A 13,880-nucleotide genomic window follows, 5' to 3' on the forward strand; every position below is an offset into this window, starting at 1 on the left:
CCGATCGCAGCATTGGCAGGCCTGCCGGATCATGTAGGCTGAGCCTTGCAAGACTCGCCGATGGCATTCGCCGCGGCGGCCGCAGGGAGTGTTCATGCCGAACGGCAACATCATCGTCACGGACGAGGGCGCCACGCGCGTCATCACCCTGCGCCGGCCGGGCAAGAAGAACGCGATCACCCAGGACATGTATCGAGAGATGAGCCGCGCGATCGATACCGCGCAGAACAATCCCGACATCCGCTGCATGATCATGACCGGCGGCTCCGGCGTATTCACGGCGGGCGACGACATCGACGACTTCTTGAAGGCGGACGCGTCGCGTCCCGAGACGTTATCGGACGGTGCCAAATTCCTGTATTCGCTGGCGCTCAACGTCAAGCCGATCATCGCAGCCGTCGACGGCGCATCGATCGGCATCGGCACCGTCATGCTGTTTCACTGCGATTACGTGCTCGCATCCAACGCCGCGACCTTTTCGGCGCCTTACATCAATCTCGGGCTCGTTCCCGTCGGTGCCGCCAGCCTCTTGATGCCGAGCACGATGGGCTACCAGCGCGCCTTCGCCATGCTGGTGATGGGACGCAGCTTCACCGCCGCCGAGGCCCATGCCGCCGGCTTCGTCAACACCGTGGTTTCGCCGGGACATACCGAGGTCGAAGCCCGCAAGGTCGCGCGCGAGATCTGCCGGCTGCCGGCCGACGCGGTCGCGACGTCGCGCAAGCTGCTGCGCGCTCCTCCGGAGGAGCTGACCCGCCGCATCGACCAGGAAAGCCATCTGTTCGGCGAACGACTGAAATCCGACGAGGCGATCGCTGCGTTCAATGCGTTTGCGAACAGGAAGAAACGGTAGGGCTGTCCGGCGCCTCATCAATCCCTCGTCATTCCGGGGCGCGACGAAGTCGCGAGCCCGGCATCCATTCATCCACGGTCGCTGCCGCCCGAGGATTCCGGGCTCGCGCTACGCGCGCCCCGGAATGACAGCGACAAGTTTCGTGAAATCTTTGCGCTGAACGATTAGTCTTGCTCCATGCGACATCTTCTCCGCCTGACCAGCTTCGCCCTCGCGTTCTGCACCCTGCCCGCCGCGGCCCAGACCGGGGCCCCGGTCGAGCTGCGCATTCTCGCGATCAACGACTTCCACGGTAATCTCCGTCCGCCGCCGGGCGGCATCCGCATCAACGACCCAGAAGACGGGAGCAAGAAGGTGACGGTGGCCGCCGGTGGCGCCGAGTACATGGCGACGCTGGTCAAGCAATTGAGCGAGGGGCACAAGAACACCATCTTCGTCGCCGCCGGCGATCTGATCGGAGCGAGCCCCTTCCTGTCGGCGATGTTCCACGACGAGCCGTCGATCGAGTCGCTCTCGATGATGGGGCTTGCGATCACATCGGTCGGCAACCACGAATTCGACGAGGGCAAGACCGAGCTGCTCAGGATGCAGAACGGCGGTTGCCATCCGGAGGACGGCTGCCAAGGGCCACATCCTTTCACCGGTGCCAAATTCCACTATCTCGCAGCGTCCACCGTCGAGAGCGCGACAGGCAAGAGTATATTGCCACCCTATGAGATCAGGGAGTTCGAGGGCATTCCGGTCGCCTTCATCGGGCTGACCTTGAAGGAAACCGCCGGCATCGTTTCTCCGTCGGGGATTGCCGGTCTCGAATTCCGCGACGAAGCCGAGACCGTGAACGCGCTTGTGCCGCAATTGAAGGCGCGGGGCGTCGAAGCCATCGTGGTGCTGATCCACCAGGGCGGCGAGCCTTCGGGCGGCTACAATGAATGCCCTGGGATCACGGGGCCGATCGTCGACATCGTGAAGAAGTTCGACCGCGCTGTCGACGTCGTTGTCAGCGGCCACACCCATCGTGCCTATGTCTGCGACATCGACGGCCGGCTCGTCACCAGCGGCGACAAATACGGCACGCTGGTCACCGCAATCGACCTCAAGCTCGATCCTGCAACCCGCGACATCATCAGCGCCAAGGGAGAGAACGTCATCGTCGCCAACGCCTCGCTCGCCAAGGATCCTGAGCAGACCGCGCTGATCGATGCTTATGACAAGCTCTCCGCACCGATCGCCAATCGCCCGGCCGGATCGGTGACGCAGACGCTGTCGCGCATTTCGAACGAGGCTGGCGAAAGCGCGCTCGGCGATGTGATCGCCGATGCGCAGCTTGCCGCCACCAAGGATGCCAAGAATGGCAGCGCTGTCATCGCGCTCACCAATCCCGGCGGCATCCGCACCGACATCGTCCCCAAGGAAAACGGCATGGTGTCCTTTGGCGACCTGTTCGCCAGCCAGCCGTTCCGCAACCGTCTCGTGACCATGACCCTCACCGGCAGCCAATTGAAAGATATGCTGGAGCAGCAATGGCTCGATCCGAAGCGGCCTCGGATCCTTCAGGTGTCGAACGGGTTCAGCTACAGCTGGGATTCGTCCAAGCCGTTCGGCGAACGCGTAATGGCTGAGAAGATGACACTCAATGGCAGGTCGATCGAGCCAGCCACCGGCTACCGCGTCACCGTCAACGATTACCTCGCCGTCGGCGGCGATGGCTTTACCGTCGCCAAGCAGGGCACTTCACCGCAATATGGCGGTTACGATGCCGATGCGCTGTTTGCCTTCTTTAGGGCACATGGTCCGATCGGTCCGCTACCGCCGACCCGCATCCTGCGCGTGAATTGATCCGGATCAAACGGTGAGGCCCGGGACAGCCCTTTGCCATTGGCTAGGGAAAGCATAGATTGGATTTTGCATTGCGTTTTGGCGCCGGATGCGCCAAGCGACGTCGAGAGTTCGTTCCCTGCGAGGCCGACCTGATGAGCACGCTTCTCCTCTCCCACAAGGCCTGCCTCGACCACGTCACGCCGCCGGGACACCCTGAAAGGCCGGACCGCCTGCGCGCGGTCGAGGAAGCGCTGTCGCATGAGCGCTTCCAGTTCCTCGCTCGCGACCTCGCGCCGGAGGGCGATCTCGATCTCGTCACGCTCTGCCACAACGAACATTACGTCACCGAGCTGCGCCACATCGCGCCGACTAGCGGTCAGGTCTATGTGGACGGCGATACCTCGATGTCCCCCGGCACCTGGGAAGCGGTGATGCGCGGCGTCGGCGGCGCGGTGGCAGCGACTGAAGCGGTGATGAAGGGCGAGCATCGCAACGCCTTCGTCGCGGTGCGCCCGCCCGGCCATCACGCCGAGATCGGCAAGCCGATGGGCTTCTGCTTCTTCGACAATGTCGCGATCGCCGCGCGGCACGCGCAGCGCAAGTACGGCATCAAGCGCGCGGCCATCGTCGATTTCGACGTGCATCACGGCAATGGCACCCAGGACATCTTCTGGTCGGACCCATCAGTGATGTACTGTTCGACCCATCAGATGCCGCTATTTCCGGGCACCGGCGCCAAGAGCGAACGCGGCGACCATGACACCATCGTCAACGCGCCGCTCGCCTCGGAAGACGGCGGCCCGGAATTCCGCAGCGCGTTCGAGAATCTGATCCTGCCGCGCCTGACGGAATTCAGTCCGGAGCTCCTCATCATTTCGGCCGGCTTCGACGCGCATTACCGCGATCCGCTGGCCTCGTTGAACCTGCGCGCGGAGGATTATGCCTGGGTGACGCGCAAGCTGATGGACCTCGCGGACAAGTCCGCCGGCGGGCGCGTTGTTTCTGTGCTGGAAGGCGGCTACGACCTGCAAGGACTGAAAGAATCTGTTACGGCGCATGTCGGCGCCCTGATGGGCGCTTGACGGACCCGCCACATTAAGCCCGCAAAACTCTGTTGTTTTGCATCAGAAACGAATCGGGCAATCGGAAAGTTATATGGCCGAAAATACCCAAATCGACGTCGGCAGGCTCACCTTCGAGCGCGCGATCGAGGAACTCGAAACGATCGTGAAGCGGCTCGAGGATGGCAAGGTGCCGCTCGAGGAATCCGTCACGATCTACGAGCGCGGCGAAGCCCTGAAACGGCGCTGCGAGGAGCTGCTGCGCCAGGCCGAGGCGCGCGTCGACAAGATCACCACCGATGCCAGCGGCCAGGCGACCGGCACAGCTCCGCTCGACGTGCAGTAGGGGACGCCATCGACAGACCCATTTGGGCGGGTACGCCTGCGTTTTTCAACATCGCACCCCGGCCGTCTCCCTCTCCTGGAAACGCGGTTGCGGATACCAGAATTGAAGAATTGTCTCGCCGGCGCTTTTCGGTCCGCGAATCCCGCCAAAATATCTGTCTTTTCGCCCGGAATTCTGCCAGGGAACCGGGTAGAACTGGAACCTCCGCCCCGGGGCCGCAATTAACCAAATTGGCCCGCCGGTTGCATCTGCATACCCCTAATCTGCCCGGCGGGTTGGCTTTGACCCAAGCTTTGGTGTAAAGCTGCGCGGAGTGTGGCTTTTTGTTTGCCTTGACGTGGGGACCGATCACCAACGACAAGCGCCTCAAATCGCTGATGAAATTGGCTTGGACGGACGAAGCCGATCTACGTGACAGGGATCACAGAGACTGAACCGGAGCGCACTTAAGCTCACCTAAGCTTGAAGACGGGGCATTGCCCCATGCAGGTGGCTCCGACGGTTTAAGGACTCGCGCTGCGCCGATATTGTGCAAACCCATCGCGCACCGGAATGACCTTCCGGCGCTGAAAAATTGGAAATCGCCGTGAACGCATACAGCAAGACGCCGCTTCTCGACACCATCCGGACGCCGGAAGACCTGCGCAAGCTCAAGGTCGAGCAGGTTCGCCAGGTCGCTGACGAGCTGCGTCAGGAGACCATCGATGCCGTCTCGGTCACCGGCGGTCACTTCGGTGCAGGTCTCGGCGTCGTCGAGCTCACCACCGCGATCCACTACGTCTTCGATACGCCGCGTGACCGCCTGATCTGGGATGTCGGCCACCAGGCCTATCCGCACAAGATCCTCACCGGGCGCCGCGACCGCATCCGCACGCTGCGCACCGGCGGTGGGCTGTCCGGCTTCACCAAGCGCAGCGAAAGCGATTACGATCCGTTCGGCGCCGCGCACTCGTCGACCTCGATCTCGGCCGGCCTCGGCATGGCCGTGGCGCGCGATCTTTCCGGCGGCAAGAACAACGTGATCGCGGTCATCGGCGATGGCTCGATGTCGGCAGGCATGGCCTATGAGGCGATGAACAATGCCGGCGCGATGAACTCCCGCCTGATCGTCATCCTCAACGACAACGACATGTCGATCGCTCCGCCGGTCGGCGCCATGAGCGCCTATCTGTCGCGGCTCTACTCCGGCAAGACCTACCGCACGCTGCGCGAGGCGGCGAAGCAGATCAACAAGCGACTGCCCAAGATCATCGCCAACCGCGCCAACCGCGTCGAGGAATATTCCCGCGGCTTCATGATGGATGGCGGCACGCTGTTCGAAGAGCTCGGCTTCTACTATGTCGGCCCGATCGACGGTCACAACCTCGACCATCTGCTGCCGGTGCTGAAGAACGTGCGCGACATGGAGACCGGCCCGATCCTGGTCCACGTCGTGACGCAGAAGGGCAAGGGCTACGGGCCGGCGGAAGCCTCCGCCGACAAGTACCACGCCGTCGTCAAGTTCGACGTCGCCACCGGCACGCAGGCCAAGGCCAAGCCGAATGCGCCGGCCTACCAGAACGTGTTCGGCCAAAGCCTCGTCAAGGAAGCGCAGAAGGACGACAAGATCGTCGCCATCACTGCGGCCATGCCGTCGGGCACCGGCGTCGACATCTTCAACAAGGCCTTCCCGGACCGCACCTTCGACGTCGGCATCGCCGAGCAGCACGCCGTGACTTTCGCCGCCGGTCTTGCGACCGAAGGGTACAAGCCGTTCTGCGCGATCTACTCGACCTTCCTGCAGCGCGGCTATGACCAGATCGTGCATGACGTGGCGATCCAGAGCCTGCCCGTCCGCTTCGCCATCGACCGCGCCGGTCTGGTCGGCGCCGACGGCGCCACGCATGCCGGCTCGTTCGACAACGCCTATCTCGGCTGTCTGCCGAACATGGTGATCATGGCGGCGGCGGATGAGGCCGAGCTCGTGCACATGGTGGCGACCCAGGTCGCGATCAACGACCGTCCGAGCTCGGTGCGTTATCCGCGCGGCGAAGGCCGTGGCGTCGAGATGCCCGAGGTCGGCATTCCGCTCGAGATCGGCAAAGGCCGCATGATCCGCCAGGGCAACAAGATCGCCCTGCTCTCGTTCGGCACGCGTCTGGCCGAATGCGAGAAGGCGGCCGACGAACTCGCCGCCCATGGCCTGTCCACCTCGATTGCAGATGCGCGCTTCATGAAGCCGCTGGACACCGAGCTGGTGCTCAAGCTTGCCCGCGATCACGACGTCCTGATCACCATCGAGGAAGGTTCGATCGGCGGCTTCGGCTCGCATGTCGCCCAGTACCTGGCCGACCAGGGCGTGCTCGACACCGGCATGGTCAAGTTCCGCTCCATGGTGCTGCCTGACGTGTTCCAGGACCACGACACGCCCACCGCGATGTACGCCCGCGCCGGTCTCGACGCCAAGGGCATCGTCGCCAAGGTGTTCGAGGCGCTCGGCAAGGACGTCAAGACCGAGACGGTCAAGCTGGCTTGATCGCTTTCACCTCTCCCGCTTTGCTTGCGGGAGAGGTCGCGCCGGAGGCGCGGGTGAGGGCTTTCGCCTCTTGGGGTTCTCGCGAGCGGAGACAACCCTCTCCCCACCCCTCCCCCGCAAGCGGGGGAGGGAGCAGAGCACGTGCTGCGGCTCGTAGCTCGATCCAGACTTTTCCGGCTTTGACTCCCATGAAAATCTATTTGGCAGGCCCCGATGTGTTCCTGCCGGATGCGGTTGAGATTGGCCGCCGCAAGGCCGCGATCTGCACTGCGCACGGCCTGACTGGTCTCTACCCCCTCGACAAGGCCATTGACCTCACCGCGCCCGACGCCTCCAGGCAGATCTTCTGCGGCAACGAGGCGATGATGGACGAAGCTGACGCCATCATCGCCAATCTCACCCCCTTCCGCGGCGCGGGCGCCGATCCCGGCACTGTCTACGAGCTCGGCTACATGGCCGGTCGCCGCAAGTTCTGTCTGGCCTATTCCAACGATGGCGCCGCCTATGCCGACCGTCTCGGCCGCTTCATGGCCATCACCTCCGAGGATGGGCGGTTGGTCGATGCGCAGGGGCTGACGGTCGAGGATTTCGGCCTCGTCGACAACCTCATGATGATCCATGCGCTGGAGCTGCACGGCTGTCCTCTGGTGACGCCGGCAGAGCAGCCGATCGACGTCTGGCATGATCTCGCCGCGTTCGAGGCTTGCGTCCGGATGGCAGCCGCGCGATTGATCGCTACATAAGCACTTCAGTCGTCTTTCGGAGATCCGATGTCCCCTGCCCGCAAGCGTGCGGATGTTCTGCTGGTCGAGCGTGGCCTGTTCGAGAGCCGGGCGCGGGCGCGCGCGGCGATCGAGGCCGGGCTCGTCACGGCCGACGACAAGCAGGTCGCAAAGCCCTCGGAGACAATCGCCGAGGACGCGATGATCCAGGCCGTGCCGGCGCATCCCTACGTCTCGCGCGGCGGCGTCAAACTCGCTGGCGCGCTCGAGCGTTATCCAATCGATGTTGAGGATCATGTCTGCCTCGACGTCGGCGCCTCCACCGGCGGTTTCACCGAGGTGCTGCTGGCCAATGGGGCGAGCCTGGTGTTCGCGATCGATGTCGGCACCAGCCAGTTACACGCCTCGCTCCGCGGTCATCCCAAGATCGTGTCGATGGAGGAGACCGACATCCGCAGCTATGAGGGCAAGCGGCTGCCGGCGCGGCCCGATATCGTCGTCATCGACGTCAGCTTCATCTCGCTCAAGACGGTGCTTCCCGTGGCCCTGTCGCTGGCGGCGGCGCCGATGAGTCTGCTCGCGCTGATCAAGCCGCAATTCGAAGCCGATCGGAAGCACAACAAGAAAGGCATCATCCGCGATGCCGCCGTGCACCAGGAGATCTGCGACGAAATCGCGGCCTTCGCGGCATCGCTCGGCTGCACCGAGATCGAGGTGTTTCCATCCTCGATCGCAGGGGGCGACGGCAATATCGAATTCTTCCTGGGCGCGCGCCGTGGTTGAGCGCGTCACAATCGATCACGTCGGCCATCGCGGCGACGGCGTCTCGCTCACGACGGGCGATGCAGTCTATGTGCCCTACACGCTTGGCGGCGAGACCGTGGAAGTCGATCATGTCGTCGGCCATCATCCCGATCGCCGCAAGCTGCTGGCGGTCGATGTCGCCAGTCCGGAACGGATCGAACCGTTCTGTCCGCATTTCGGCGTCTGCGGTGGCTGTGCGATCCAGCACTGGGCGGCGGAGCCGTATCATGCCTGGAAGCGCAACATCGTGGTCGAGACACTGGCCCAGGCCGGCATCGATTGCGACGTGGCGCCGCTGGTCGATGCCCATGGCGCCGGCCGCAGGCGCGTCACCCTGCATGGCAGGTTCGGCACGCATGACGTGCTCAAGGTCGGCTTCTCGGCAACAAGCTCGCACGATGTCATTCCGATCGATCGCTGCCCGATCCTCGATCCCGCACTTGAAGGCGCGCTCGACGCCGCCTGGGGGCTCGCCGAGCTCCTGACGTCCAAAATGCCGGTGACGAAGCCGCTTGACATCCAGGTCACCGCAACCGCCAACGGCCTCGATATCGACCTGCGCGGCTCCGGCCCGCTGCCGACGCCGCTGGTCACGGCATTATCGCGCGTTGCCGAGCAGCACCATTTGGCGCGGCTGACGCGACATGGCGAGCTCGTGCTGCAACGCCTGCCGCCGACGGTGAAGATGGGCCGCGCGGAAGTGACGCTGCCGCCGGGCTCGTTCCTGCAAGCCACTGTCGCGGGCGAGGAGATGCTGGCCGCGCTCGCTTCAGAACGCATCGGAAAAGCCAAGGAGGTTTTGGATCTCTTCTGCGGCGTCGGTCCATTTGCGCTCAGGCTGGCGGAGAAGTCATGCGTTACCGCTTACGACAACGATGCCGGCGCCGTCGCCGCGCTGGCGAAAGCCGCGCGCACGCCAGGGCTGAAGCCGATCAGGGCCGAGCCACGCGATCTGTTCCGCCGGCCGCTGATGCCGCAAGAACTACGCGATGTCGATGCCGTCGTGTTCGATCCGCCGCGTCAGGGCGCGCAGGCGCAGGCTCTGAAGCTGGCTGCGAGCAAGGTGCCGGTGATCGTCGCAGTCTCCTGCAACGTCGCGACCTTCGCCCGCGACGCCCGGCTGCTGATCGATGGTGGTTACCGGATCGAGAGCGTGGTGCCCGTGGACCAGTTCCGCCACACATCACACGTGGAATTGGTGGCGCGGTTCACGCGCTAACGCCGCAGTACCCCAAGCGCCGGCGACTCGCCGGGCAGCATGTTCGAATGGATATCGCTGTCCATGCGCCCCGAGTCCCGCTGGGTGAACCCGGCCCCGAACGACAGGCTGAGGTTGGAGGTCGGCTTGAATTCGACGCCCGCGAATGCACCATAACCGGGCGCGGCGGCGGAGGTCAGCGGCGCAACCGAGCTGCCGATGCCGTTACCGTATTTCAGCGTGTCGAAGCCGGCAAAGAACGTCACGGGCGAACCGCCCGCCGTTTTCATGTTGTAGCCGAACTGGGTGCTGTCGTAGGACAGCGCGCTGAAATTGCTCGCAGGCCCGGTCTGGCTGAAACCGCTCAGACCGAGATTGCCGCTCCGGCTTCCGACAAAGAAGCCGGGGTGAAAGTCGTAGCCACTATTAGCATCACCGGTATTGAAGCTTGGAAAGTTGCCGTAGCTGTCGGCACTGCCGCCATAGCCAAAAGCTCCGCCCGGAATCCAATATTGCAGGGGGGCGACCTGCGCATGAGCCGGCGCTCCACTGAAACAGAGCACCGCGAAAAAAATTACGAAACCGCAGGAGCTTAGAAGGCCGGGCATCCAGACAACCGTCAGAAAAAGCGCGTGGATTATACGCCCGGCATCGTGTGAATACCAGCGACGGGACGCCCAACATCCCACCATCCGGTTCCAGGATGCCCTCTTTCTGGCGCTTTGAACCTCCTGCGCGTCGGATTGACCCACCTAGAGGACGCGCCAGCCGAGCCGCCATATCGATCGCGGGAGTCTGGCGTAGCCGACAACGCGCAATTGCGCAGACCTTTGAAAATGCCTGACACTGGATGGAGGCTATCATGGAGGTCAATACCGACAGGTTGAATGCCTTTATGGGCAAGATGATCACCGAGGTCGGGGCGGCGATGAACGCATCGCTCGTTCTCTTGGGCGACAAGCTCGGCCTCTACCGCGCCCTTGCCGCCAAGGGACCTATGAACTCCGCCGAGCTCGCGAGCGCCACCGGAACAGCGGAGCGGTATGTCCGCGAATGGCTGGCGAGCCAGGCCGCGTCCGGCTACGTCGAATACGACGCCGGCTCTGGAAAGTTCTCGATGCTGCCGGAGCAGGCGATGGCGCTCGCTGACCAGGACAGCCCGGTGTTCCTTGGCGCGGTCGGCAACGTCATCGCGGCCGCATTTCTCGACGAGCCGAAGGTTTCCGACGCCTTCAAGTCCGGGAAAGGCGTCGGCTGGAACCGGCGCAGCGAATGCCTGTTCTGCGGCACCGCGCGCTTCTTCCGCACCGGCTACATGCACCATCTCGTGCAGGAGTGGCTGCCCGCGCTGGACGGCGTCGTGGACAAGCTGAACCGCGGCGCCAAGGTTGCCGATGTCGGCTGCGGGCACGGCGTCTCGACGCGGCTGATGGCCGAGGCTTTTCCCAATTCCCGTTTCTATGGCTTCGATTATCACGAGGGCTCGATCGAAGCGGCACGAAAAGCGGCAGCCGAGGCCAGGCTGGGCGATCGCGTCAGCTTCGCGGTCCACTCGGCCAAGACCTATCCGGCCGAAGGCTACGACCTCGTCTGCTTCTTCGATTGCCTGCACGACATGGGTGATCCCGTTGGCGCAATCAGCCATGTGCGTCAAACCATGGCGAAGGACGGCACGTGCATGCTGGTCGAGCCGTTCGCCGGCGACCGCCTCGAAGACAATCTCAACCCGGTCGGGCGCGTCTATTACGCCGCGTCGACCATGATCTGCACGCCGGCTTCGCTCGATCAGGAGGTCGGCCTTGCTCTCGGGGCACAAGCCGGTGAGGCAAGGCTACGCAAGGTCGCGAGCGAAGGCGGATTGTCGCGCTTCCGTCGCGCCGCCGAGACGCCGTTCAACCTGATCCTGGAGGCTCGGATCTGATCTTCACGCGACGCCGCGGCTCGCCATGTCAGGCCGCGGCGTCCGTCGCGATCACAGCGCAGTCCTGTGCGGCTACGCCGTCCGGTCTACCGAGGACGAGGAATCCGCCGGCGTGACGATGGCCGTGCGGCGAAATGAGGCGAAAAGTCTTAGTGGACGGGCGCCTCAGCGGCCCCAGCGGTCCGACCAGATCTTCTCGCCGATCGTGCAGCTCACGCGCGGCTCCTTGTCCTTGTCGGCAACGTGCACCACCGGACGCTCGGGCGTGCGGCCGGCGACCTCCATCAGCAGCTTGGTGCGAATTGCCTCCTTGAACTTTTCGCGCCCCTTGATCGCAATCACGAAGGAGCCGGGACCGCCGATGACGCAATCCTCGTAATAGTAATCGAGATTGTCGATATCCATTGTCGAATAGGATGGTTCCTTGACCATGATCGGCAGGCCGTTGATGACGATGCCCTTCTCGAGCGCGGCATCGCGCGCCAGGGTGACCGGGCCGCCATTGTTGTTGGGACCGTCGCCGGAAATGTCGATGACGCGACGAAGGCCGTGGTAGGGATCCTCGTCGAACAGCGGCATCGCAAATCCGATCGCACCTGATATCGAGGTGCGCGAGGCGCGTCGGATCGGCGTCTTCATGATCTCGGTGGCAACCGCATCCGCGGTCTCCGGTCCGTCGATGAGGCGCCACGGGATGATGATCTTCTGGTCGTTGGACGCAGCCCATTCGAAGTAAGTCACCGCGATCCTGCCGGCGGGGCCGGCCTTCAGCGCTTGCAAGAACTCCTTGGATTGGATCGCCTGCGCATAACCTTCGCGCTGGATCGCGAGTTCGTCCATGTCCATGGAGTAGGAGACGTCGACCGCGAGGATCAGTTCGACGTCGACCGACTGCGCATCGCCGTCGGCCGCTTGCCGCTGCCGCGACGATTCGAATTTCGGCGGTCCGGATTTAGGACCTGGTGCCGCGATGCTCGCGACGTCCCCTCCGGCAAGTACGCCGGCCACCAGCACAGCCCCGATCGAGAAAAGCAAGCGCATCGCAGCCTCCCGTCGTATGACGCGATGGTGACACGCAAACGTCCTGCCGCAAAGCGCGAAGATCGCTTGCGCTTCACATTCAGGTTAGGGATTTGCAAGTTAGAGTCTTCGTGCGCCAGCGCAAAAATCGCCGCCATGTCGCCACGCTTGCGCCGCCGCACCTTCGCGCCACAGGAGAGCGCGCTGCCCCCCACTTGTTCCCTGTGATTTCCATGCTAGGCTGACGACAGAGATGGGGATGGAGTCCCCCGTTAACCGCCCGGCGGTCGAACAACCGTAGTGGGCTGATGACTCCTGCTCGAGGTGAGGCAATGTGCCCTTGCCTTTGGTGGGAGCATGGAGAACCCCGCCGATGGCGGGTTTTTTGTTGCCTGAAGCATAAGGCCGGGGATGTGACGACGACGACACCCAATGCGCGCATCAAGCTCCCCAGGGGAATCTGGGTGCTCGGCTTCGTCTCGATGCTGATGGACATCTCCTCCGAGATGATCCACGCGCTGCTGCCAGTCTATCTCGTCACCGTGCTCGGCGCCTCCACGCTCACCGTCGGCTTCATCGAGGGCATCGCGGAGGCGACCGCCGCGATCACGAAGATCTTTTCGGGCGCATTGTCAGACTGGCTTGGCCGGCGGAAGTTGCTCGCCGCCCTCGGCTATGGGCTGGCGGCGGTGACCAAGCCGCTGTTTCCGCTCGCGCCCAGCGTCGGCTGGCTCGTCGCGGCGCGCTTCATCGATCGCGTCGGCAAGGGCATTCGCGGCGCGCCCCGCGATGCGCTGGTTGCCGACATCGCGCCCGCCGGCCTGCGCGGCGCGAGCTTCGGCCTGAGGCAGTCGCTCGATACTGTCGGCGCCTTTGTCGGGCCGCTCGCCGCGATTGGCCTGATGTGGTGGACATCAGATCATTTTGTCGCCGTGTTCTGGGTGGCAGTCGTGCCGGCGTTCTTGTCCTTTGGACTGATTGCGTTCGCGGTCGAGGAACCGGAACCGGACGCGAGCCGAGAGCCTGCGAAGAACCCGCTCAACGCCGCCGCAATCCGACAGCTCGGACCGATTTATTGGCGCGTCGTCGCAGTCGGCGTCGTCTTCACGCTCGCTCGATTCAGCGAAGCCTTTCTGATCCTGCGCGCCCAGAACGTCGGGCTCAATGCGATGTGGGTGCCGGCGGTGCTTGTGCTGATGAACGTCATCTACGCGCTCTCGGCCTATCCTGCCGGCGCGCTGTCGGACCGGATCAACCGGACCGCCCTGCTCGCGCTCGGCCTTCTCGTCCTCGCCGGCGCCGATCTGGCACTCGCGCTGTTGCCTGATCTGACCGGCCTCGCGCTCGGCGTCGTGCTGTGGGGGCTGCATATGGGACTGACGCAAGGCTTGCTCTCGGCCCTGGTCGCCGATACTGCACCTTCTGCGCTGCGCGGCACCGCGTTCGGCTATTTCAATCTGTTCACGGGCCTTGCGATGCTGGCCGCGAGCGTCATCGCCGGGGCGCTGTGGGACGCCTATGGTCCGACCGGAACGTTTCTTGCCGGGCTCGGCTTCACGCTGGCCGCGCTCGGGGGACTGCTCGCCATCGGCAACGGTCTGACGGCGGAGGACAAGGGATGA

General features: G+C 64.0%; 12 protein-coding genes and 1 riboswitch. Of the genes, 10 read left to right on the forward strand and 2 right to left on the reverse strand.

What is annotated here, in order from left to right; translation table 11 throughout:
- The first annotated feature begins 94 nt into the window (after positions 1–94).
- The 8 genes from BM374_RS24995 to BM374_RS25030 all read left to right on the forward strand — a co-directional run bounded on the left by BM374_RS24995 (position 95) and on the right by BM374_RS25030 (position 9,338).
- Positions 95–853, forward strand: a complete 759-nt coding sequence (locus BM374_RS24995; protein WP_092298929.1) for an enoyl-CoA hydratase-related protein — start codon at positions 95–97, stop codon at positions 851–853.
- A 177-nt stretch (positions 854–1,030) separates the two neighbouring features.
- Positions 1,031–2,689 (forward strand): bifunctional metallophosphatase/5'-nucleotidase, encoded by a 1,659-nt coding sequence (locus BM374_RS25000; RefSeq protein WP_092298172.1) that lies wholly within the window; start codon positions 1,031–1,033, stop codon positions 2,687–2,689.
- A 134-nt stretch (positions 2,690–2,823) separates the two neighbouring features.
- Positions 2,824–3,753 carry a histone deacetylase family protein gene (locus BM374_RS25005; RefSeq protein WP_092298932.1) on the forward strand — a complete coding sequence of 310 codons (930 nt, stop codon included), beginning with the start codon at positions 2,824–2,826 and terminating at the stop codon, positions 3,751–3,753.
- 73 nt (positions 3,754–3,826) lie between these two features.
- A complete protein-coding gene (locus BM374_RS25010) occupies positions 3,827–4,078 on the forward strand; it encodes an exodeoxyribonuclease VII small subunit (RefSeq protein WP_092298175.1) in 252 nt (83 codons plus the stop codon).
- Between the two features lie 586 nt (positions 4,079–4,664).
- Complete coding sequence (gene dxs, locus BM374_RS25015; RefSeq protein ID WP_092298935.1) at positions 4,665–6,593, forward strand: 1-deoxy-D-xylulose-5-phosphate synthase; 1,929 nt, start codon at positions 4,665–4,667, stop codon at positions 6,591–6,593.
- Between the two features lie 188 nt (positions 6,594–6,781).
- Entirely contained in the window at positions 6,782–7,336 is a 555-nt protein-coding gene (locus BM374_RS25020) for a nucleoside 2-deoxyribosyltransferase (RefSeq protein ID WP_092298178.1), read from the forward strand.
- Between the two features lie 27 nt (positions 7,337–7,363).
- Positions 7,364–8,098 carry a TlyA family RNA methyltransferase gene (locus BM374_RS25025; RefSeq protein WP_092298181.1) on the forward strand — a complete coding sequence of 245 codons (735 nt, stop codon included), beginning with the start codon at positions 7,364–7,366 and terminating at the stop codon, positions 8,096–8,098.
- Positions 8,091–9,338, forward strand: coding sequence for a class I SAM-dependent RNA methyltransferase (locus BM374_RS25030; RefSeq protein ID WP_092298184.1), 1,248 nt, complete (start codon positions 8,091–8,093; stop codon positions 9,336–9,338). Before BM374_RS25025 ends, BM374_RS25030 begins: the two co-directional genes overlap by 8 nt.
- On the opposite strand, the gene BM374_RS25035 is transcribed toward BM374_RS25030, so the two are convergent.
- Positions 9,335–9,925, reverse strand: coding sequence for a putative outer membrane beta-barrel protein (locus BM374_RS25035; protein WP_092298187.1), 591 nt, complete (start codon positions 9,923–9,925; stop codon positions 9,335–9,337). The genes BM374_RS25030 and BM374_RS25035 overlap by 4 nt on opposite strands.
- A 254-nt stretch (positions 9,926–10,179) precedes the next feature.
- Here BM374_RS25035 and BM374_RS25040 point away from each other — a divergent pair, with 254 nt between their 5' ends.
- Positions 10,180–11,238 (forward strand): class I SAM-dependent methyltransferase, encoded by a 1,059-nt coding sequence (locus BM374_RS25040; RefSeq protein WP_177248519.1) that lies wholly within the window; start codon positions 10,180–10,182, stop codon positions 11,236–11,238.
- Between the two features lie 165 nt (positions 11,239–11,403).
- Here the strand turns inward: BM374_RS25040 and BM374_RS25045 are convergent, their stop codons facing one another.
- Complete coding sequence (locus tag BM374_RS25045; protein WP_092298193.1) at positions 11,404–12,279, reverse strand: DUF1194 domain-containing protein; 876 nt, start codon at positions 12,277–12,279, stop codon at positions 11,404–11,406.
- 225 nt (positions 12,280–12,504) lie between these two features.
- Positions 12,505–12,583: riboswitch (Fluoride riboswitch) on the forward strand.
- Between the two features lie 88 nt (positions 12,584–12,671).
- Here BM374_RS25045 and BM374_RS25050 point away from each other — a divergent pair.
- Entirely contained in the window at positions 12,672–13,880 is a 1,209-nt protein-coding gene (locus tag BM374_RS25050) for an MFS transporter (protein ID WP_092298196.1), read from the forward strand.

Origin of the sequence: Bradyrhizobium sp. Ghvi (genome assembly GCF_900115265.1) — a bacterium.
Taxonomy (GTDB): domain Bacteria; phylum Pseudomonadota; class Alphaproteobacteria; order Rhizobiales; family Xanthobacteraceae; genus Bradyrhizobium.

Coding starts and splice junctions, on each gene's coding strand:
- BM374_RS24995 (WP_092298929.1), top strand. CDS start 95: ATGCCGAACGGCAACATCATCGTCACGGACGAGGGCGCCACGCGCGTC.
- BM374_RS25000 (WP_092298172.1), top strand. CDS start 1,031: ATGCGACATCTTCTCCGCCTGACCAGCTTCGCCCTCGCGTTCTGCACC.
- BM374_RS25005 (WP_092298932.1), top strand. CDS start 2,824: ATGAGCACGCTTCTCCTCTCCCACAAGGCCTGCCTCGACCACGTCACG.
- BM374_RS25010 (WP_092298175.1), top strand. CDS start 3,827: ATGGCCGAAAATACCCAAATCGACGTCGGCAGGCTCACCTTCGAGCGC.
- BM374_RS25020 (WP_092298178.1), top strand. CDS start 6,782: ATGAAAATCTATTTGGCAGGCCCCGATGTGTTCCTGCCGGATGCGGTT.
- BM374_RS25025 (WP_092298181.1), top strand. CDS start 7,364: ATGTCCCCTGCCCGCAAGCGTGCGGATGTTCTGCTGGTCGAGCGTGGC.
- BM374_RS25035 (WP_092298187.1), bottom strand. CDS start 9,925: ATGCCCGGCCTTCTAAGCTCCTGCGGTTTCGTAATTTTTTTCGCGGTG.
- BM374_RS25040 (WP_177248519.1), top strand. CDS start 10,180: ATGGAGGTCAATACCGACAGGTTGAATGCCTTTATGGGCAAGATGATC.
- BM374_RS25045 (WP_092298193.1), bottom strand. CDS start 12,279: ATGCGCTTGCTTTTCTCGATCGGGGCTGTGCTGGTGGCCGGCGTACTT.